At 64.8% G+C, this 19,662-nt stretch carries 20 protein-coding genes; 15 read left to right on the top strand and 5 right to left on the bottom strand.

From position 1 onward, the window contains the following. Positions 1-38: 38 nt before the first annotated feature. Positions 39-1,601 carry a phytoene desaturase family protein gene (locus ACIA48_RS22070; protein ID WP_396736331.1) on the top strand — a complete coding sequence of 521 codons (1,563 nt, stop codon included), beginning with the start codon at positions 39-41 and terminating at the stop codon, positions 1,599-1,601. 14 nt (positions 1,602-1,615) lie between these two features. On the opposite strand, the gene ACIA48_RS22075 is transcribed toward ACIA48_RS22070, so the two are convergent. Continuing rightward, entirely contained in the window at positions 1,616-3,022 is a 1,407-nt protein-coding gene (locus ACIA48_RS22075) for a DUF222 domain-containing protein (protein ID WP_396736334.1), read from the bottom strand. A gap of 131 nt (positions 3,023-3,153) precedes the next feature. Between ACIA48_RS22075 and ACIA48_RS22080 the strand changes: the two genes are divergently transcribed. Then, complete coding sequence (locus ACIA48_RS22080) at positions 3,154-4,134, top strand: NAD-dependent epimerase/dehydratase family protein (RefSeq protein ID WP_396736337.1); 981 nt, start codon at positions 3,154-3,156, stop codon at positions 4,132-4,134. A gap of 1 nt (position 4,135) precedes the next feature. On the opposite strand, the gene ACIA48_RS22085 is transcribed toward ACIA48_RS22080, so the two are convergent. Next, entirely contained in the window at positions 4,136-4,312 is a 177-nt protein-coding gene (locus ACIA48_RS22085) for a hypothetical protein (protein ID WP_396736340.1), read from the bottom strand. Positions 4,313-4,332: 20 nt separating this feature from the next. Then, on the bottom strand, positions 4,333-4,686 hold the full coding sequence (locus tag ACIA48_RS22090) for a UBP-type zinc finger domain-containing protein (protein ID WP_396736341.1): 354 nt from the start codon (positions 4,684-4,686) through the stop codon (positions 4,333-4,335). Between the two features lie 211 nt (positions 4,687-4,897). Here ACIA48_RS22090 and ACIA48_RS22095 point away from each other — a divergent pair, with 211 nt between their 5' ends. The 8 genes from ACIA48_RS22095 to ACIA48_RS22130 are packed head-to-tail and all read left to right on the top strand — an operon-like array spanning position 4,898 to position 14,146. Further along, positions 4,898-5,662: an MlaE family ABC transporter permease gene (locus ACIA48_RS22095; RefSeq protein ID WP_396736861.1), complete on the top strand. Its 765-nt coding sequence runs from the start codon at positions 4,898-4,900 to the stop codon at positions 5,660-5,662. Next, on the top strand, positions 5,659-6,462 hold the full coding sequence (locus ACIA48_RS22100; RefSeq protein WP_396736344.1) for an ABC transporter permease: 804 nt from the start codon (positions 5,659-5,661) through the stop codon (positions 6,460-6,462). Before ACIA48_RS22095 ends, ACIA48_RS22100 begins: the two co-directional genes overlap by 4 nt. A 4-nt stretch (positions 6,463-6,466) precedes the next feature. Further along, a complete protein-coding gene (locus tag ACIA48_RS22105; RefSeq protein ID WP_396736347.1) occupies positions 6,467-7,864 on the top strand; it encodes an MCE family protein in 1,398 nt (465 codons plus the stop codon). Beyond that, positions 7,861-8,886 (top strand): MCE family protein, encoded by a 1,026-nt coding sequence (locus tag ACIA48_RS22110; RefSeq protein WP_396736350.1) that lies wholly within the window; start codon positions 7,861-7,863, stop codon positions 8,884-8,886. The genes ACIA48_RS22105 and ACIA48_RS22110 overlap by 4 nt, the downstream gene beginning before the upstream one ends. Further along, positions 8,883-10,241, top strand: a complete 1,359-nt coding sequence (locus ACIA48_RS22115; protein ID WP_396736352.1) for an MCE family protein — start codon at positions 8,883-8,885, stop codon at positions 10,239-10,241. The genes ACIA48_RS22110 and ACIA48_RS22115 overlap by 4 nt, the downstream gene beginning before the upstream one ends. Then, the gene (locus ACIA48_RS22120; RefSeq protein WP_396736354.1) at positions 10,238-11,548 is read left to right on the top strand and encodes an MCE family protein; all 1,311 of its coding nucleotides are present in this window, start codon (positions 10,238-10,240) and stop codon (positions 11,546-11,548) included. Before ACIA48_RS22115 ends, ACIA48_RS22120 begins: the two co-directional genes overlap by 4 nt. After that, the gene (locus ACIA48_RS22125; protein ID WP_396736356.1) at positions 11,545-12,666 is read left to right on the top strand and encodes an MCE family protein; all 1,122 of its coding nucleotides are present in this window, start codon (positions 11,545-11,547) and stop codon (positions 12,664-12,666) included. Before ACIA48_RS22120 ends, ACIA48_RS22125 begins: the two co-directional genes overlap by 4 nt. Before the next feature lies 1 nt (position 12,667). Continuing rightward, positions 12,668-14,146, top strand: a complete 1,479-nt coding sequence (locus tag ACIA48_RS22130; protein WP_396736359.1) for an MCE family protein — start codon at positions 12,668-12,670, stop codon at positions 14,144-14,146. Here ACIA48_RS22130 and ACIA48_RS22135 read toward each other — a convergent pair. After that, on the bottom strand, positions 14,143-14,586 hold the full coding sequence (locus tag ACIA48_RS22135) for a nuclear transport factor 2 family protein (protein ID WP_396736361.1): 444 nt from the start codon (positions 14,584-14,586) through the stop codon (positions 14,143-14,145). The genes ACIA48_RS22130 and ACIA48_RS22135 overlap by 4 nt on opposite strands. A 31-nt stretch (positions 14,587-14,617) precedes the next feature. Between ACIA48_RS22135 and ACIA48_RS22140 the strand changes: the two genes are divergently transcribed. The 4 genes from ACIA48_RS22140 to ACIA48_RS22155 are packed head-to-tail and all read left to right on the top strand — an operon-like array spanning position 14,618 to position 17,123. Further along, the gene (locus tag ACIA48_RS22140) at positions 14,618-15,061 is read left to right on the top strand and encodes an SRPBCC family protein (RefSeq protein WP_396736364.1); all 444 of its coding nucleotides are present in this window, start codon (positions 14,618-14,620) and stop codon (positions 15,059-15,061) included. 14 nt (positions 15,062-15,075) lie between these two features. Next, the gene (locus ACIA48_RS22145) at positions 15,076-16,155 is read left to right on the top strand and encodes a CaiB/BaiF CoA transferase family protein (RefSeq protein WP_396736367.1); all 1,080 of its coding nucleotides are present in this window, start codon (positions 15,076-15,078) and stop codon (positions 16,153-16,155) included. A 59-nt stretch (positions 16,156-16,214) separates the two neighbouring features. Next, entirely contained in the window at positions 16,215-16,655 is a 441-nt protein-coding gene (locus ACIA48_RS22150; protein WP_396736369.1) for an SRPBCC family protein, read from the top strand. A gap of 12 nt (positions 16,656-16,667) precedes the next feature. Further along, a complete protein-coding gene (locus ACIA48_RS22155) occupies positions 16,668-17,123 on the top strand; it encodes an SRPBCC family protein (RefSeq protein ID WP_396736371.1) in 456 nt (151 codons plus the stop codon). A gap of 3 nt (positions 17,124-17,126) precedes the next feature. Here the strand turns inward: ACIA48_RS22155 and ACIA48_RS22160 are convergent, their stop codons facing one another. Beyond that, the gene (locus ACIA48_RS22160; protein ID WP_396736374.1) at positions 17,127-18,299 is read right to left on the bottom strand and encodes a pyridoxal phosphate-dependent aminotransferase; all 1,173 of its coding nucleotides are present in this window, start codon (positions 18,297-18,299) and stop codon (positions 17,127-17,129) included. A gap of 145 nt (positions 18,300-18,444) precedes the next feature. On the opposite strand from ACIA48_RS22160, the gene ACIA48_RS22165 reads away from it, so the two are divergent. After that, complete coding sequence (locus tag ACIA48_RS22165; protein ID WP_396736377.1) at positions 18,445-19,656, top strand: acetyl-CoA C-acetyltransferase; 1,212 nt, start codon at positions 18,445-18,447, stop codon at positions 19,654-19,656. Positions 19,657-19,662 lie beyond the last annotated feature (6 nt).

Below are 19,662 nucleotides of genomic sequence, written 5' to 3' on the forward strand. Positions count from 1 at the left end.
TTATTGACAAAACATGGAGTGCGTGCCAACCTCAGCGCATGGCTGACTTTGATGCGATCGTCGTCGGTGCGGGCCACAACGGGTTGACCGCTGCCGCACTGCTCCAGAAGGCGGGGCTGCGCACGCTCTGCCTCGACTCCAAGCTCTATGCCGGAGGTATGGCCTCCACCGTCGAGTTGTTCGACGGCTTCCGATTCGAGATCGCGGGTTCGGTGCAGATCCCGACCTCGGCCGTTGTCAGCCGCGAACTCGGACTCGACGAGTTGCCGACCGTGGACCTCGACGTGATGTCGGTGTCGCTGCGCGGCGTCGGCGACGAACCGCTGGTCTACTACACCGACCCGATGAAGTTGATGACGCACATCAACGAGGTGCACGGCGCAGAGGCCGTCAATGGGATGGCCGGCTTGATGGCATGGTGCCAGGCGCCGACACGTGCGCTGGGACGGTTCGAAGCCGGCCAGCCGCCGAAGACGCTCGACGAGATGTATGCATGTGCGACAAACGAATTCGAGCGCTCGACGATCACCGATCTGCTGTTCGGATCGGTCACCGATGTGATCGATCGTTATTTGCCCGACCGGGAGAAGCACGGCGCGCTGCGCGGCATGCTCTCGTTGCTGGCGTGCAACACCACCTATCGCGGTCCCGCGACGCCGGGTACGGCGGCGGCGCTGGCCTACGGATTCGCCGTTCCGGACGAGAACGCGCTTCTGGTCAAGAAACTCCAGGGTGGCATCGGCGCCTTGACGTCGCACCTGGTTGACGTGTTCGCTTCGGCGGGCGGCGAACTGCGGCTGCGCAGCAAGGTCGAGGAGATCCAGGTCCACGACGGTCGGGTGAGCGGTGTCCGGCTGGAGGACGGTTCAGTCATCACGGCGCCGATCGTGATCTCAGGCATCGCACCGGATCTCACGATCAACGGGATGGTCGACCCCACCGCGGTGCCCGCTGACGTTCGGGAGCGCTTCTCGGGCCAGGACCACCGCGGCAGCTACTTGCAGATGCACTTCGCGCTAGACGGTATCCCGGAATTCGCGGCACCCTATGAACTGCTCAACGATCCGGCGATGCAGTCGAATATCGGAATCTTCTCCACGCCTGAGGAATTGCAGCGGCAGTGGGAGGAATGTAGGAGCGGCATAGTGCCTGCCGACCCGTCGATCGCGCTGCAGATTCCGTCGGTGAACGACCCGGGGCTAGCGCCGGCCGGCAAGCATGCGGCCTCGGCGTTCTCGCTGTGGTTTCCGATCGAGGAGTCGGATTCGAGCTACGGCGAGATGAAGGCCGAGATGGGCCAGCGGGTGATCGACAAGATCACCAGGCTGGCGCCGAATTTCGAGAGCTTGATTCTCAAGCACACCACTTTCACTCCCAAGCACATGGGCACCATGTTCGGGGCACCGGGCGGTGACTACTGCCATGGGCTGATCCACCCCGATCAGATGGGTCCCAACCGGCCCGGCCCGAAAGGTTATGTCGACCAACCTATTCCGCTCGACGGCCTCTACCTGGCCAGTGCCGGCTGCCACGGTGGTCCCGGTATCACGTTCGTTCCCGGGTACAACGCCGCCAAGCAAGCGCTCGCCGACGCGAAGTAGGCCTCGGACGGTCTCTACGGTCCGCGTTCTGGGTTTTCGGTGAGTCGCTCCGGCGGTCGGAGAAGTAGTTCGGGGCGGTGGTAGAAGTTGATGCGGGCCTGTCCGGTGTCGAGGTCGGGTGGTGGGATCCATTCGACGTCACCGCGCTCGTTGATGGTGGTGGTCCAGCCGCCGTTCTTGTCGACGAGGCGGTTGTCCGGCCCGCAGGCCAGCGCCATGTCATTGACATTGGTGTTGCCGTCATCGGCCCAATCGGCCAGCGCATGGTGGGCCTGACTGCCGTATGCGCCGACGGCGCAGCACGGTTTGGTGCAGCCGCCGTCGCGCGCGATGAGCATGATGCGCTGGGCGCCTGAGGCGACCCGTCGGGCGCGGAAGAGATCCAGAGCTTGCCCCGTGGCCTTGTCGAAGACCGCCAGCCAGTGGTTGGCGTGGCTGGCCATGCGGATGACGTCGGTGATGGGAACGATGGTGCCGCCGCCGGTGACGCCCACCCCGGCGCGGGATTCGAGGTCTTGCAAGGTGGTGCGGATGATGATCGAGGTCGGCAACCCGTTGTGCTGACCCAACTCTCCGGATTCCAGTGCGCTGCGGCCCAGGGCGAGCAGGGCGTCGTGTTGGCGCTGCGCGAGCGTGCGGTAATCGGTGTCGATCTGGTTTTGTGACGGTGCGCCGCTGACGCAGGGGTTCTCGTCGTCGGGATTGCACATGCCGGGTGCGGCCCATTTGGCAAAGATCGGTTCCATGACCGCCCATGCTTCGGGGGTGAGGGTGCCTTTGATCTCGACGGTGCCATCGCGGTGTTGAGGACCGGCCTGCAGGCCCCGTTTGCGTTGGCGTTCGCTGTCATCGGGTTCGGGGCCGTCCTGATCGAGCAGGAACAGCATCGTCTCGGCGGCCTTCCTCAGTTCGACCGGGCCCACCTCTTCCGCTATGCGCACGAGGTCGGCTTCGATCTCTTCACGCGTCGCGGCATCGACGAACCCAGGGACCAGGTGCATCGCGTCGCGGATCCTGTCCACATGCTCGCCGGTGATCCGACCTGCGGCCTGGGCAGCCGCGGTGGCGGCGAGCACCGGCGCCAGTGGTTCGCCGGCCAGGGTGCGTCGCGGCCCGAGCACCTCGGCCTCGGATACTCGTCGCCCAGCCTCACCAGCCGAGATGCGCCACCGAATCTTCAGCACGTCCTTCCACGACTTGGCACCCATTGCCTTAGGCGTCGTCTCGGCTTGCAGCCGCACCAACGCGCGGCGCCATTGCGAAGGGAGTTGGCACGACAGGGTTTCCAGCCCATCGAGCACATCCAGTAGTTCGCGGTGGGTCAGTATCTCCAGATCGCAGGCGGCCAGTGATTCGTGCGCGGACCGCAGTGCGGTCATCGCTACTTGCACCGGGGTCGCCAACACCATTCGAACATACATTCGATCACCGACAAGTTCGGCGGCAAATGTGATTACTGAAACTAAAGGGGCACAAGGGAATTGACGGGAACGCGCTCTGCACCTCCAAGGGCGTCCGTTTCGATCCCGCGGGGGCGGGCACTCAGGGCGGTATGGGAATTACGGTCGCGGTCACCGGTCCGACAGGCGAAATCGGGATATCGGCCGTCACTGCGCTGGACCGTGATCCTGTCGTCGATCGGATCATCGGAATGGCCCGTCGCCCGTTCGACCCGGCGGGCCAGGGCTGGTCCAAGGTCGAATACCGGCAGGGCGACATCACCGAGCGTGCCGCGGTGGACGGTTTGGTCTCTGAGGCCGACGTCGTCGTGCATCTGGCCTTCATCATCATGGGCACGCGCGAGGAGAGCGCGCGAGTGAACCTCGCAGGCACACGCAACGTCTTCGAGGCGACCGTGGCCGCGCAACACCCGCGACGCCTCGTTTACACCTCGTCAGTTGCCGCCTACGGCTACCACTCCGGCAATTCCACTCCGATCACCGAGGATGTACCACCGCGCGGTTCGCCGGAGCACTATTACTCCGAGCAGAAGGCGTTGTGCGAGAAAGCGCTTCGCGAGATCACCGACGGGTCCGATCTCGAGGTGTATGTACTGCGGCCGTGCATCGTCGCCGGCCCGAAAGCGCCAGCCCTGGCCGACGTCATGCCGTGGAATCACCTGCCCGGACCGGTCAAACGCGTGACGCAAATGCTGCCGCTGTTGAAGCCACCGCTTCCCGATCCGGGCACCCCGATGCAGCTGGTGCATCACGACGACGTCGCTTCCGCCATTGCTCTGGCCGTGACCACGACGGCTCCTCCGGGCGCCTACAACTTGGCGGGTGACGGCGTGGTGTCGATTTCTGAAGTCGGCGAAGAACTCGGCGCTCGACCGGTGCGCGTACCGAAGGCCGCCGCGACCGCGGCATCAGAGGTGATGGCCAGGCTGCCGTTCATCCCATCGTCGCTGGAATGGCTGCACGCCAGCCGCACTTCGGTCGTCATGGACACGACCAAAGCGAAGACACAGCTGGGGTGGACGCCGAAATACACTGGCGCCGAGACATTGTCGGCGCTGGGTCAGTCCCTCTAGGTCACTGCGTGTGGTCGCCGGTGTCCGCGGGCCCACGTGGCGTCGCTCCGCCCTCGTCGGACCAGTCCGCGGTGTCCTCGTCGCCTTTGGCCGGGTCGCTCTCGACGTCGTCGTCCGCACCCTTGGGGCCAGCCTCGGTGGCAGCGGTGTCCGGCTTGTCGGGGTTGTTCTCAGTCATGCCCGCCCGGGTACCCAAAGTCAGTCGGAGCGACTCCGAAGTTGGGCCATCCAGTCCTTGGGGACACGGCCGGCCGGCCCGGGCGCGGGCTGGTCCTCGGGATGGCTCTCCGGCGGCGCGAGTTCGGGTCCGTCGTAGTACTGGTTGGTGTCGTAGTTCCAGAACCAGTCCTCACCGGGTTCGAACGACCTGATGATCGGATGTCCGGTGGCGCGTCGGTGCGCCGACGCGTGCCGGGCCAGCGAATCGTCACAGCATCCGATGTGGCCGCACGCGGCGCAGCGGCGAAGGTGCACCCACCACCCGCCGTGCTCATCGCACTCCACGCACCCGGTGCCGCTCGGCGGGACGTTCGGGTCGACGGCATCGCTCATAGGTGATGAGCCTAGGAGATTTCGGCGACGCACGCGGGCAACCATTTAACTCACTGCGATCCGATCCTGATGAGCGAAACCAAATGTGTTGACGCAGCCTGCGAATTGCCGTAATTGACGGCCTTGTTCGGCGATATGCACGCGTTGACAGCTAATCAGAGCTCTCCTAACGTTCGCCGAAAGCTTGGCGACGATAGGAAATCAGGTGGCCATGACGGAGGCGGCCTGGTCTAAGCCGGCCATCGCAATGGGCGATTTCGTGGTGCTCGCAGGCGAGACTTTCGCCGCGATATTCCGCAGGCCGTTCGCCCTCCGCGAACTGCTCGAGCAGATCTGGTTCGTCGCGAGGGTCTCCATCGTTCCCACGCTCGTACTGTCGATTCCCTACACCGTACTGATCGTCTTCACGTTGAACATCGTGCTGATCGAGGTCGGCGCGGGTGACCTGTCGGGCGCGGGCGCGGCTTTGGCATCGGTGACCCAGGTCGGCCCCGTCGTCACCGCGATCGTCGTTTCCGGCGCAGGTGCGACAGCGATGTGCGCGGACCTCGGCGCCAGGACCATCCGCGAGGAGATCGACGCGATGAAGGTCATCGGCGTCAACCCTGTCCAGGCGCTGGTCGTGCCGCGCGTGATCGCGGCGACTTTCGTTGCGCTGATGCTGTATTCGGTGGTGGCGGTCGTCGGGCTGACAGGCAGCTACTTCTTCGTCGTGTACGTCCAGAACGTCACACCTGGCGCCTTCGTCGCGGGCCTCACGCTGTTGACAGGGCTGCCACAGGTGATCGTGTCACTGGTCAAGGCGCTGCTGTTCGGGCTCTCGGCTGGCCTGATCGCCTGTTACAAAGGGCTGCACGTCGGCGGCGGGCCGACCGCGGTGGGCACAGCCGTCAACGAAACCGTCGTCTTCGCTTTCATGGCCCTGTTTCTCATCAACATCCTGGCGACCGCGTTCGGTGTGAAGGTCGCGCCGTGACTGTTGCCGAGCGCACCCGCAAGCTGGGGGAGCAGACCGCCTTCTACGGGCAGGCGCTGGCGTCCACTCCGGACGCCGTCCGGCGTTATCCCACGATGGTGCTGCGCCAGATCGCAGGCATGGGGATCGGGACCGGTGCTCTCGCCGTCATCGGTGGCACGGTGGTCATCGTCGGGTTTCTCACCCTGTCCACCGGGGCGTTGATCGCCGTGCAGGGCTACAACACCCTGTCCAATGTGGGCATCGAAGCCCTCACCGGCTTCCTCGGCGCCTTCCTCAATGTGCGATTCATCGCGCCGGCCACCGCGGGTGTGGCGCTGGCCGCCACCATTGGCGCGGGCGCCACCGCACAGATCGGCGCGATGCGTATCAACCAAGAGATCGACGCGCTCGAGGTGATGGGCATCCGCGTCGTCACCTACCTGGCGTCGACCCGAATCGTCGCGGGCGTGGTGGCGGTCATCCCGATCTACACCATCGCGGTGCTGATGTCCTTTCTTGCCACCCGGTTCGGCACCACGGTCGTCTACGGGCAATCAGTAGGCGTCTACGACCATTACTTCTCCTCGTTCCTCCACCCGACGGATTTGCTGTGGTCCTTCGTCGAGGCGTTGGCGATGGCCGCCGCCGTCATGGCGATTCACACCTATTACGGCTACACCGTGACCGGCGGTCCGGCGGGTGTGGGTGAGGCGGTCGGCCGTGCGGTACGCATGTCGATCACCGCGGGTGTCTTCATCCTGTTGACCATCACACTGTCCGTCTACGGGCAGTCCGGCAACTTCCATCTGTCGGGGTGATCGCATGACTGCACCGCTGAATTCACCTCGCCGCCGGGGTATCGACCCCATCTGGTGGGCGCCCGTCCTGTTCCTCGTTGCTGCCGCGCTGATCGCGCTCACGGCAATGCTGTTCTCCGGAACGCTGTCCAAGAAGGTCCAGCTGACACTCGTCTCCGACCGGGCCGGTCTGGTCATGGAGGACGGCGCCAAGGTGAAGCTGCGTGGTGTGCCGATCGGTGAGGTCAGATCCATCGGCACCGAACCCGGTGCCGGCGGTGAGCTTTCCACGCTGACGCTGAAAATGGACCCCGGCCCGTTCCGATACCTGCCGAGCAATCTCGAGGCTGAGATCAAGTCCAGCACCGCATTCGGCGCCAAGTACGTCGACCTCATCGTGCCACCTGCCGGCGCCAGTCCCGAGCCACTCAAGCCGGGTTCGGTGTTGCACTCGCGCAACGTCACGGTCGAAGTCAACACGGTGTTCCAGAATCTGCAGTCCGTGGTGCAGGCCATCGATCCGGCGAAGCTCAATGCGGTGCTGACCGCCGTAGCCGAGTCTCTACGCGGTAAGGGCGACGTCATCGGGCAGGCGATCACCGGCGGCAACGACGTGCTGGTCGCAGTCAACCCGCGGATGGACACCGTGCGGAAGGACTGGCAGCTGTTCGGCCAGACCACTGCGGCGTATTCGGATGCGGCGCAGGACATCCTGTCGGTATTGGACTCCTTCTCGACGACCAGCACCACGATCTCTGACAGTGCATCCGCGCTCGACTCCCTGCTGCTTTCGGCAGTCGGCTTCTCGCAGTCGGGGGTGAACACGATAGGCGGCAACCAGCCCAACCTGATACGCGCGATCAACACCGTGGTGCCCACGACGGATCTGCTGTACAAGTATTCGCCGACATACACATGCCTGTTCCTGGGCGCGCAGTGGTTTCTGGAGAACGGTGGTCGAGACGCGCTGGGCGGCAACGGAAAATCCGTCATCATGGATGCCGCGTTGCTGATGGGTGACGACCCGTATCGCTTCCCCCAGCATCTGCCGAAGGTCAACGCGACAGGCGGGCCCGGCGGCAAGCCCAGTTGCGGCTCGCTGCCCGACATCAGCAAGAACTATCCGGTGAAGTATCTGGTCACCGACACCGGATTCGGTACGGGTCTTGATGTCCGGCCGAATCCTGGCATCGGGTTCCCGGGCATCGCGAACTACTTCCCGGTCACGAAGGGCATCCCCGAACCTCCGAGGATCCGCTATCCCGGCGGACCGGCGCCGGGTCCACTGCCCACTTATCCTGGTGCGCCCCCGTACGGCGCAGCGCTGTACGCCCCGGACGGCACACCGCTCTATCCGCCGCCGCCTCCCGGCGTACCGCCGCAGGTCATGCCTGGGACACCGATACCAGTGGGGCAGCCATGAAAGGTACTGGGCGCGCCCTGACCCGCGTTGTGCTCTTCACCGTGATGTGCTTCGCCTTCATGTTCGTTCTCGTCACGGTTTTCGGGCAGTTCCGGTTCGACGCGAGTTCCAGCTACAGCGCGGTTTTTTCGAACGTCTCAGGCTTGAAGGGCGGTAATTTCGTCCGCATTGCCGGCGTGGAGGTCGGCAAGGTCAGGAACATGACCCTGCACAAGGACGGTACGGTCACGGTCGAATTCGCCATCGACCGAAATTTAACCCTCACCGAGGGCACCAAGGCGGCGGTACGTTACGAGAATCTGATCGGCGACCGGTACCTGTCGCTAGAGGACGGTCCGGGTTCGGTACACAAACTTCAACCGGGACGAACCATCCCGCTGTCTCAGACCTCACCTGCGCTTGACATCGACGCGCTTCTCGGCGGATTCCGGCCATTGTTCCGCGCACTGGATCCCGATCAGGTCAATGCGCTGTCCGGTGAATTGCTGCGCGTCTTCCAGGGCCAGGGCGGCACCATTTCGTCGGTGCTGTCGCAGACGTCGGCGCTGACCTCGACGTTGGCCGGCCGCGATCAGCTCATCGGTGAGGTCATCAAGAATCTCAACACGGTACTGGGGACCTTCGCGACCCGCGATGATCAATTCTCCGAAGGGCTGGAAAAGCTTTCACAGCTCGCGCAGGGACTCGCCGATCGAAAGGACGACATTTCCACCGCGACAGCCCATATCAACGCGGCGGCGGGAACGGTCGCGGACCTCTTGACCGACGCACGCCAACCAATCAAGGACGCAGTGACCCAGGCCGACCGGGTTTCGGGTCAGATCATGTCCGATCACGAGTACGTGGACGACCTGCTCAAGACACTTCCGGACGCGTATCAGGTTCTGGCACGCCAGGGGCTCTACGGCGACTACTTCGGCTTCTACCTCTGCGATGCCGTGCTGAAACTCAACGGCAAGGGCGGGCAGCCGGTCTTCGTCAAACTCGTCGGTCAGGACACGGGGCGGTGCGCAGCGAAATGACACGATTCACACGAAAGCGACCACAGATCAAGCCGCTGGCCGACCGCAATCGGCTCGCCGTAGGCGTGGTCGGCATTCTGGTCGTGGTGCTGGCGGTCATCGCGGCCTTCTCCTACGACAGGCTTCCGTTCATCAAGGGGACGTCCGACTACTCGGCATACTTCGCGGAAGCCGGCGGCATCAAGCCCGGCAGTGATGTTCGGGTGTCGGGCATGTCCGTCGGCCGGGTGTCTGATGTGAAGCTCGAGGGCACAAAGGTGTTGGTGGACTTCACTGTTCGCAACGGCGTCGAACTGGGCGACCGGACCGAGGCCGCCATCAAGACCGAAACCGTGCTCGGCAACAAGATGCTCGAGGTCACACCCCGCGGAGATGGGAGCCTCGAAGGCGCCATTCCGCTCGAACGCACCACATCGCCGTACGACCTGCCCACCGCGCTGGGAGATCTGACCACCACCATAAGTGCCCTGGACACCACCCAACTGTCCTCGGCGCTGACAACATTGGCCGACACCTTCAAGGACACGCCGCCGGATCTGAAGATCGCGCTCGAGGGCGTGGCGCGGTTCTCCGACACGCTCAACACGCGGGATGCGCAGCTGCGCAGTCTCCTCGCAGACGCCAACAAGGTGACCGCGGTTCTGGGCAAGCGCAGCGATCAGATCGCCAGCCTGGTCGTCAACACCAATGCGCTACTGAGTGAGATTCTGTCGCAACGGGATTCCGTCGACGCGCTCATGAGTAACCTGACCGCAGCGTCCGCGCAGATCTCGGGACTGGTGGAGGACAACCGGACCCAACTCAAGCCCGCGTTGGACAAGGTCAACGGTGTGCTGGGCATCCTGGACAGTCGCAAGCAGGAACTGCAACGCACGCTTTACCTGCTGCGGCGGTATGCCATGTCCTTCGGTGAGGTGCTCGGTGCTGGGCCGTTCTTCAAGGCCTCGTTGGTCAACCTCTTGCCCGGCCAGTTCGCCCAGCCGTTCATCGACGCGGCCTTCTCCGATCTCGGCTTGGACCCCAACGTGTTGCTTCCGTCGCAACTCGTCGATCCGGGTGTCGGTCAGCCCGGCACCCCGGCTCTTCCGGTGCCGTACCCACGGACGGGCCAGGGCGGCGAACCGCACTTGAATCTGCCTGACGCGATTACGGGCAACCCCGGCGACCCGGGCTGCGGTCCGCCCGGTCTGCCGCTGCCAGGGCCCACTGGCTGCTACCCGTACCGTGCACCGCTGCCCGCACCGCCGCCAGGAGGGCCGCCACCCGGACCGCCGGCGCTGGGACCTGCTCCCGGTGAACTGCCGCCGCCGACGGTCGGGCCGCCGGTGCCACAGCCCGTAGAGGGAGGGCAGTGACCATGTCGACCCGGAACTTGCGGATCGCGCTGGGGGCAGGCCTTGTCGTCATCTTGGTCGCCGCGATCGCTGTGGTGGCCACACCGTGGGGGGTAACCAAAGACACGTTCGTCGCCTACTTCGCCAATGCCAACGGCCTCTACACCGGCGACGAGGTACGCGTCCTCGGTGTCGCGGTCGGCACCGTCGACGCGATCGACCCGCAGCCGAACCGGACGAAGGTCACCTTCTCGGTCGACCGGGACGTCTCGGTGCCGGCCGACGCCAAGGCTGCAATCCTGTCGCCGTCACTGGTCAGTGCGCGAGCGATCCAGCTCGTCCCTGCCTACTCCGGCGGCCCGAAACTGGCTGCTGGGGCGGCGATTCCGCAGGACCGCACCGCGGTGCCCGTCGAATGGGACGACTTCCGCCAGCAGTTGGAGAAGCTCACCGACTCGTTGCAGCCGACGACGCCGGGGGGTGTGAGCCCGGTCGGGGAGTTCATCAACACCGCCGCGGACAATTTGCGCGGCAACGGGGAGACGGCGCGCGACACCGTCATCAAACTGTCCCAGGCGGTTTCGGCGCTGGGCGACCACAGCACCGACATCTTCAGCACGGTGCGCAATCTGCAGTTGCTGGTGTCTGCCCTGTCATCGAGCAGCGATCTGCTTGCGGCGTTCAACACGAACCTCGCTGACATCACCACGGTGCTGTCCAACACGCCCAATGAGGTCTCCGACGCCACGGCGGGCCTGGACGGCGCGGTGACTGACCTACGCGGGTTCGTCGCCGAGAACCGCGAAGGCGTAGGCGTGATCGTCGACCGGCTCGCCTCGATCACCACCGCGCTGAACGACAGCCGCGGAGACATCAAACAGGTCCTGCACATCACGCCGACGGTGTTCCAGAACTTCATGAACATCTACCAGCCCGCACAGAGTTCCGTGACGGGAATCCTCGCGCCGGTCAACTTCGCAAACACCGTGCAATTCATCTGCAGCGCAATCGAAGCGGCTTCACGTCAGGGCTTTGAGAAGTCGTCCAAGCTGTGCATGCAGTATCTGGCGCCGATCATCAAGAATCGCCAGTACAACTTCTTCCCGCTCGGTATCAACCCGTTCGCGGGCGCCTCGGCCAGACCCAACGAGATCACCTACAGCGAGAACCGGCTGAACCCGAACCTGCCACCGTCACCGCTGGCCAGCCTGAGCGACGCACCCCTGCCTGCGGAAGCGGAACTACCTCTTGCGCCGCTGCCCAATGTCACGTCGACCGATCCGACGCAGGGACTGGAAGGGCTGATGGTTCCCGGGGGTCCTCCGTGAGGCGTCTGCTGGCGGCGGCCCTCGCGATCGCCTGCGCAACAGTGTTGGCCGGCTGTGATTGGCGTGGCCTCAATTCACTGAGCTTGCCCGGCACCGAAGGTGACGGGGACGGGTCATACACGATCCAGGCGCAGCTGCCGGACGTGGTTGTCATCCAGCAGAACACCCGAGTGCGCGTTGCCGACGTCAACGTCGGGAACGTCACCAAGATCGAGGTGCAGGACTGGCACGCGCTGGTGACCATGCGCATCAACAAGGACGTGCATCTGCCCGCAAACGCCACCGCCAAGGTGGGGACCACCAGCCTGCTTGGTTCGATGCACATCGAATTGGCGTCGCCCACCGACGTGCCGCCCGAGGGCGAACTGAAAAACGGTGCGGTGATCCCGCTTTCGTCCGCCAGTACCTATCCGACCACCGAACAGACGCTGGCATCGGTGTCGGTCCTGCTCAACGGTGGCGGGCTGGGGCAGCTTCAGGAGATCAACCAGACGTTCGCCAGGGCGTTGGCCGGGCGCGAGAACGACATGCGCAGCCTGCTGACCCAGTTGGACGTCTTCATCTCGCAGCTCAACGTGCAGACCGATGACATCATCTCTGCCACCGAAAGTCTCAACGCTTTGGCGGGACAGGTCGCGGCCAAGGACGAGACCGTCGACCGGGCGCTGACGACCATTCCGCAGGCGATCGCGGTACTCGCGGATTCACGTGAGAAGTTGGCCGACGCCATCGACGCGCTCGGGAAATTCAGCGCCATCGCCACCTCGACGATCAATCAGACCAAGGAATCGTTGATCGCCAATCTGCGCAACATCGCGCCCGTCTTCCGCGAACTCGCCAACGCCGGACCGGCCCTGACCAAGGGTTTGGACTTCCTGTCGACCTATCCGTGGGTGAAAAGCACTGTCCCCAATTGGTTCCGGGGTGACTTCGCCAACATCACGCTCGTCATCGACTTGACGCTGAGCCGGCTGGATGCAGGTCTGTTCACCGGGACGAGGTGGGAGGGCGATCTGACCGAGCTCGAACTGCAGTGGGGCCGGACGATCGGCCAGAAGCCAAGTCCGTACACCGCGGGCAACCCGTTGATCGCTCCCTACCGATGGGGGGCCTACTGACATGCTGCGCCTGCCCCGCACCGTATGGATCCAGCTCGCGATTCTGGCGGCAGTCACGGTGATCGCCGGCGGCATCATGGCTTTCGGCTTCGTGAACGTGCCCGCACTGTCGGGTATCGGCCGCTACAACGTGACGCTCGAACTGCCGGCATCCGGCGGTCTCTACCCGACGTCCGTGGTGACCTATCGCGGATCCGAAGTCGGCAGGGTGACGTCGGTAGATGTGACACGCGACGGCGTACAGGCCGTACTCAAGCTCGATTCGTCGACCAAGATTCCGTCCGACGTCCGTGCGGAGGTGCACAGCCGGTCGGCGGTCGGCGAGCAGTTCGTCCAGTTGATACCGCAATCAGACGATTCCGACGCGGAGAGCCTGCGCGCCGGCGATGTCATTCCGGTGGGCAGAGTTGCCGTGCCGCCCGAGATCGGCAGCCTCCTCGACGCGACCAACCGGGCCCTGCAGGCGATTCCCCGCGACAACCTGCGCACCGTCGTCGACGAAGCCAGTACCGCGGTCGCCGGACTGGGGCCCGAACTGTCCCGCATCGTCGACGGGTCGACCGCGCTCGCGATTGACGCGGACAAAACCATCGACCCGATCACGACGTTGATCGACCAGTCACCACCGGTCCTCGATTCTCAAGTACGGACAGCGGATTCGATCGAGACATGGGCAAATCGCATGGCCTCGATCACCGGTCAACTGCAGGCACAGGACACCGCGTTCGCAGGCCTGCTGACTCAGGGTGGCCCTGCTCTGGAAGAGGGCAGGGCGTTCTTCGACCGGGTCGCCCCCGCGCTGCCGATACTGCTGGCCAATATGGTCAGCCTCGGCGACATCGCGGTGGCCTATCGAAGCGACATCGAGCAACTGCTGGTGCTGTTCCCGCAGGGCACCGCCGTGATGTCATCGATCATCCTGCCGAACTCCGGCACCAAACAGGATTACAAGGGCGTCTACCTCGACTTCAACCTCAACCTGAACCTGCCCCCGCCGTGCAACACCGGGTTTCTGCCCGTCCGCCAACAGCGTTCGCCCTCCGACCAGGACGCACCCGAGCGGCCGGCCGGTGAGCTGTACTGCCGGGTGCCGCAGGACTCCGATCTGAATGTCCGTGGCGTGCGCAATATTCCGTGCGAGACGGTGCCGGGCAAGCGTGCGCCGACGGTCGAGATATGTGAGAGCGACGAGCAGTACGTTCCGCTCAACGACGGCTACAACTGGAAAGGCGACCCCAACGCGACGCTGTCCGGTCAGGGGGTACCGCAGTACGCGCCCGGGCTCGACCCGCGACTGCCGCCGCCGGCGGGCACGGGTGCAGCGATCCCGCCCTCCGGTCCGCCGCCCCCTACGGTGGCGGTTCCCTACGACCCCGCCACCGGCGAGTACGTCGGCCCCGACGGTCAGCGGCACACCCAGGGCAACCTGGCGCCTGCAGGCAACCAGACCTGGCAGTCAATGCTGGTGCCGCCGGGTTAACCGGCCATGGTCGAGTTGGGTGCGTGCCAGTCAGTCGAGACGAACCGGTGGCGGATCAGCCACTCGTCGCCGGCGGGCACGAAGAGGTCCCGGTAGCGGCCGTAGTGGTCGAGCCCGATCTCGGTGACGACGGTGAAGTAGCAGGCGACTTCGGCGCGCTGAGGCGTCAACTCGGTGAACCGGATGTTCGTCACATTGTGGCGAACGATGCGCCGCACACCCGATTCCCGGGCCGCCACATTCGGCGATGCCACTGCGCCGCCGAGGAACTCGACAATCGCCTCGCGCCCACGCACCGGCTCAGCGCCGCGCAGCTCGAGTTCGCCGTCGATGCAGAAGGACTCGGCAAGCTCTGGCAGCCGCATCGCATCGCCCGACCAGTTGTAGCGGGCCAGGGTGTCGCGGATCCGCTCGCGCGCCGAAAGCTCCCAAAGTTCCATGCGGTCAACCGTATCGGGCTAGGGTCACGCCATGGCTACCAGCGATTCCCGCGAGGTCGTGATCGAAGCAAGTCCCGAGGAGATCCTCGACGTCATCGCCGACGTCGAGTCGACACCAGATTGGTCGTCGCAGTATCAGAGCGCGGAAATCCTCGAGTCCTATGACGACGGCCGGCCTCGGCGCGTCAAGATGAAGGTGAAGTCTGCTGGGATCACCGACGAACAGGTCGTCGAGTACACCTGGACCGACAACAAGGCCAGCTGGACTCTCATCAGTGCCAGTGCGCTCAAGGCGCAGGACGCGTCGTACACATTGACCCCGGACGGCGACAAGACCAAGGTCAAGTTCGATATCAAAATCGATCTGTCGGTGCCGATGCCGGGGTTCGTGCTCAAGCGGGCGATGAAGGGCGCGATGGAGACAGCCACCGACGGCCTTCGCAAGCAGGTGCTGAAGGTCAAGAAGGGCGGCTGAGTTAGCGTCCACCCGTGACGAACACGGGACCCCTGGCCGGGGTGAAGGTCATCGAACTCGGCGGTATCGGGCCCGGGCCGCACGCCGGGATGGTGCTCGCTGATCTGGGCGCCGACGTCGTTCGAGTGCGTCGGCCCGGCGGTCTCCAGATGCCCGCGGAGAACATCGACCTGATGCACCGCGGGAAGCGAACGGTCGATCTCGACGTCAAGAAGGAACCGCAGGTTCTGCTTGACCTGGCCGCCAAAGCCGACGTGCTTCTCGACTGCTTCCGCCCCGGCACGTGTGAACGTCTCGGAATCGGGCCCGACGACTGCGCTGCGGTCAATCCGCGACTGATCTTCGCGCGGATCACCGGTTGGGGCCAGGACGGCCCGCTGGCCATGACCGCGGGGCACGACATCAACTACCTGTCGCAAACCGGTGCGCTTTCGGCCATCGGATATCGCGACCGGCCACCCGTCGCGCCGCTGAACCTGGTGGCCGACTTCGGCGGTGGGTCGATGCTCGTACTGCTGGGCATTGCCACCGCGCTCTACGAACGCGAACGCTCCGGCAAGGGCCAGGTGATCGACGCCGCGATGGTCGACGGCGTCAGCATCCTGGCGCAGATGATGTGGACGATAAAGGCCGGCGGCACACTCAAGGACGAACGCGAGTCGTTCATGCTCGACGGCGGCGCACCGTTCTATCGCACCTACGAAACCGCCGACGGCAAGTACATGGCCGTCGGTTCGATCGAGCCGCAGTTCTTCGCGCAGCTGCTAGATGGTCTCGGGCTGTCGGCCGACGAGGTGCCCAACCAGTTCGACGCCGCCGCGTACCCAGAGATGCGCAAGGTCTTCACCGACCGGTTCGCCAGTAAGACCCGCGACGAGTGGACCGCCGTCTTCGCGGGCACCGATGCGTGCGTCACGCCCGTGTTCACATGGACAGAAGCAGCGCAGAACGAGCACCTGCTGGCGCGCTCGACGGTGATGACCGCCCATGGCGTCGAGCAGGCGGCTCCGGCGCCGCGGTTCTCTCGCACTCCGGCAGGTACGGTCGGGACTCCGCCGCAGGCCGCCACGTCCGTCGAGGAGATTGGCTGGTAATTGGGGTTAGCTGCGAATTCCATTACATGAGGCACGCCAGGTAGCTATTATTTGCCACTATGACCGTTCGCGCGTCGAGAGAGGTGGTTTTCGACGCCTCTCCTGAGGCGATCCTGGACGCGCTCGCCGATATCGAACACGTCCCGTCGTGGTCGCCGTTGCATAAGCACACCGAAGTCCTCGACCGCCACCCGGATGGCAGACCGCACCACGTCAAAGCGACGTTCCGCATCATGGGGATCACCGACAAGGAGCTGCTCGAGTACCACTGGGGCGACGACTGGATGGTCTGGGATGCGACCGAAACTGGTCAGCAGCGGGGTCAGCATGCCGAGTACACCCTGACCCCCGAGGGCGAAGGTAGGACGCGCGTGCGGTTCGACATCATCATGGATCTGGCGACGCCAGTTCCACGTTTCCTCGTCCGGCGGGGCAAGGAAATGGTGCTGGCCATCGCGACCGAGAGTCTGCGTAAGCGCGTGATGGCTGGGACGACATAAACCGGGATCATCGTGGCTGTCCGCACGTCACGAGAAATCGTGATCGAGGCACCGCCGGAAGCCGTCATGGACGCGCTCGCCGACGTCGAAGCGATGCCCACTTACTCGCCGGCATACAGACGCGCTGAGGTCATCGACAGGTACGAGGACGGACGCCCGCACCATGTACGCATCGCGATAAGGGTGCTGGGACGCGTCGATGAGGAGACGTTCGAATATCGTTGGGGGCCAGACTGGCTGGTCTGGGATGGAGAGCCATCCGCGTTGCAGAACGCCCAGCACATCGAGTACACGCTGCGGCCCGACCCGACCCGCACGTCGACCGTGCTGCGGGTCGAACTGACTGTCGAGCCCGACTCGCTCATTCCGCATTTCCTGCTCAACCGGATCGGTTCGGCGGTGATCGAGGCCCAAACCGAGGGTTTGCGAAAGCGGGTGCTTGACCGGGCTACCGGCGAGTCCGAGTAATCCTCAGACCCGCTTGAGCACGCCCAACCGTCGGATCGCCTCGTCCAGGGTGTCGTCGCGCTTGCAGAATGCGAAGCGCACCAGGTGGTTCCACGCGTCGGCATGCGCGGCACCCGCGTCACAGAACGCAGACATCGGGATCGCGGCCACGCCGGCCTTCTCGGGCAATTGCGCGCAGAATTCTGTGCTGTCGTCGAATCCCAGCGGTCGGGGGTCGGCGCACAGGAAGTACGTGCCGAAGCTGTCGTGTACCTCGAACCCGAGGTCGTCCAACGCATTGCCGAGCCGATCCCGCTTGGTCTGCAGCGAATTGCGCAGTGCGCTCACCCAGGCATCTTCGGTGTTGAGCGCGTGGGCGACGGCCGGCTGAAACGGTGAGCCGCCAACGTACGTCAGGTATTGCTTGGCGGCGCGGACACCGGCAATGAGTTCGGCTGGACCGCAAGCCCATCCGATCTTCCAGCCGGTGACGTTGAACATCTTCGCCGCGCTGGAGATGGTGATGGTGCGCTCGGCCATACCGGGATAGTTGGCCAGCGGAAGGTGTCTGTGGTCGTCGAACACCAGATGCTCGTACACCTCGTCGGTGATCACCAGCAGGTCCTTATCGACCGCGAGCTGCGCGAGCGCCTTGAGTTCGGCGTCGCTGGCGACCATGCCCGTCGGGTTGTGCGGCGAATTGACGATCAGCGCCTTGGTTTTCGGCGTCACGGCTCTGCGCAGTGCGTCGACGTCGATCGCGAATCCACGGCCGTCGGCCACCATGGGGACGGCACGCCGCTCACAACCCGCCATCGCGAGTACGGGGGAGTAGGAGTCGTAGAACGGCTCGATCAACAGCACTTCTGAGCCGGGTTCCACGAGACCAATGACCGAGGCGGCGATGGCCTCGGTGGCGCCGACCGTCACCAACACCTCGGAGTCGGGGTCGTACTCGGTTCTGAAGTTGCGCTTGCGCTGCCCGGCGATCGCCTCGCGTAGCGGCGCGATGCCCAGACCCGGCGGGTACTGGTTGACGCCCTCGGCGATCGCGTTCTCCGCGGCCTTGAGCATTGCGGGCGGGCCATCTTCGTCGGGAAACCCCTGGCCGAGGTTGACCGCGCCGATGCGCGCGGCCAGTGCCGACATCTCGGCGAAGATCGTGACCGCATACGGCTGCAGACGTCGGACTGTCACGGTGTCCGAGCCTAATGCCGCCGCGAACGTGGGTACTTAGACCGACCAACCAACAGGTTGGCCGAGCCTGTTAGGCTGCGGGGAGAGGACTACCGCCTATGTGGGCCGGCTCCCAACAAAACCCATCTGAACAGGAAATATCTTCATGTCTGAAGAAGCCTTCATCTACGAGGCCATTCGCACGCCTCGCGGCAAGAACAAGAACGGCGCCCTCAACGAGGTCAAGCCTGTCAACCTGGTCGTCGGCCTCATCGACGAGCTGCGCACCCGCTTTCCTGACCTGGACGAGAACCTGATCAGCGACGTCATCCTCGGCGTCGTGTCGCCCGTCGGCGACCAGGGCGGCGACATCGCCCGCACCGCGGCGCTCGTGGCGAAGCTGCCCGAGACCACCGGCGGATTCCAGCTCAACCGCTTCTGCGCGTCCGGCCTGGAGGCCGTGAACACCGCAGCGCAGAAGGTCCGCTCCGGCTGGGACGACCTGGTGCTGGCCGGCGGCGTCGAATCGATGAGCCGCGTGCCGATGGGCTCTGACGGCGGCGCGTGGGCCACCGACCCCGAGACCAACTACCGCATCGGCTTCGTCCCGCAGGGCATCGGCGCCGACCTGATCGCCACCATCGAGGGCTTCTCCCGTGACGACGTCGACCGTTACGCGCTGCGCAGCCAGGAGAAGGCCGCCGCGGCATGGTCGGGCGGGTACTTCGCCAAGTCCGTCGTCCCGGTGAAAGACCAGAACGGTCTCGTCATCCTCGACCACGACGAGCACATGCGTGCCGACACCACGCTCGAAGGCCTGGGCAAGCTGAAGACCGCGTTCGACGGTATCGGCGCGATGGGCGGCTTCGACGACGTGGCGCTGCAGAAGTACCACAACGTCGAGCGCATCAATCACGTCCACACCGGCGGCAACAGTTCGGGCATCGTCGACGGCGCCGCTCTGGTGCTCGTCGGCAGTGAGAAGGCGGGCAAGTCGCAGGGCCTGACCCCGCGGGCGCGCATCGTCGCGACCGCCACGAGCGGTGCCGACCCCGTCATCATGCTGACCGGCCCGACGCCCGCCACGAAGAAGGTGCTCGATCGCGCCGGCCTGACAGTCGACGACATCGACCTGTTCGAGCTGAACGAGGCCTTCGCGTCCGTCGTCCTGAAGTTCCAGAAGGACCTGAACATCCCGGACGAGAAGCTCAACGTCAACGGTGGCGCCATCGCGATGGGCCACCCGCTGGGCGCCACCGGCGCCATGATCACCGGAACCATGGTCGACGAGCTCGAGCGTCGCGGTGCCAAGCGTGCGCTCGTCACGCTGTGCATCGGCGGCGGCATGGGCGTGGCCACCATTATCGAGCGCGTCTAGGAGAAC

The organism is Mycobacterium sp. NPDC051804, from assembly GCF_044452905.1.
Classification (GTDB): domain Bacteria; phylum Actinomycetota; class Actinomycetes; order Mycobacteriales; family Mycobacteriaceae; genus Mycobacterium.

Excerpts from the sequence above, each read along its gene's own strand:
- ACIA48_RS22165 (WP_396736377.1), top strand. The coding sequence starts at position 18,445 with ATGTCTGAAGAAGCCTTCATCTACGAGGCCATTCGCACGCCTCGCGGC.
- ACIA48_RS22070 (WP_396736331.1), top strand. The coding sequence starts at position 39 with ATGGCTGACTTTGATGCGATCGTCGTCGGTGCGGGCCACAACGGGTTG.
- ACIA48_RS22075 (WP_396736334.1), bottom strand. The coding sequence starts at position 3,022 with ATGTATGTTCGAATGGTGTTGGCGACCCCGGTGCAAGTAGCGATGACC.
- ACIA48_RS22135 (WP_396736361.1), bottom strand. The coding sequence starts at position 14,586 with ATGGAACTTTGGGAGCTTTCGGCGCGCGAGCGGATCCGCGACACCCTG.
- ACIA48_RS22140 (WP_396736364.1), top strand. The coding sequence starts at position 14,618 with ATGGCTACCAGCGATTCCCGCGAGGTCGTGATCGAAGCAAGTCCCGAG.
- ACIA48_RS22080 (WP_396736337.1), top strand. The coding sequence starts at position 3,154 with ATGGGAATTACGGTCGCGGTCACCGGTCCGACAGGCGAAATCGGGATA.
- ACIA48_RS22090 (WP_396736341.1), bottom strand. The coding sequence starts at position 4,686 with ATGAGCGATGCCGTCGACCCGAACGTCCCGCCGAGCGGCACCGGGTGC.
- ACIA48_RS22105 (WP_396736347.1), top strand. The coding sequence starts at position 6,467 with ATGACTGCACCGCTGAATTCACCTCGCCGCCGGGGTATCGACCCCATC.
- ACIA48_RS22095 (WP_396736861.1), top strand. The coding sequence starts at position 4,898 with ATGACGGAGGCGGCCTGGTCTAAGCCGGCCATCGCAATGGGCGATTTC.
- ACIA48_RS22085 (WP_396736340.1), bottom strand. The coding sequence starts at position 4,312 with ATGACTGAGAACAACCCCGACAAGCCGGACACCGCTGCCACCGAGGCT.
- ACIA48_RS22130 (WP_396736359.1), top strand. The coding sequence starts at position 12,668 with ATGCTGCGCCTGCCCCGCACCGTATGGATCCAGCTCGCGATTCTGGCG.
- ACIA48_RS22150 (WP_396736369.1), top strand. The coding sequence starts at position 16,215 with ATGACCGTTCGCGCGTCGAGAGAGGTGGTTTTCGACGCCTCTCCTGAG.
- ACIA48_RS22110 (WP_396736350.1), top strand. The coding sequence starts at position 7,861 with ATGAAAGGTACTGGGCGCGCCCTGACCCGCGTTGTGCTCTTCACCGTG.
- ACIA48_RS22115 (WP_396736352.1), top strand. The coding sequence starts at position 8,883 with ATGACACGATTCACACGAAAGCGACCACAGATCAAGCCGCTGGCCGAC.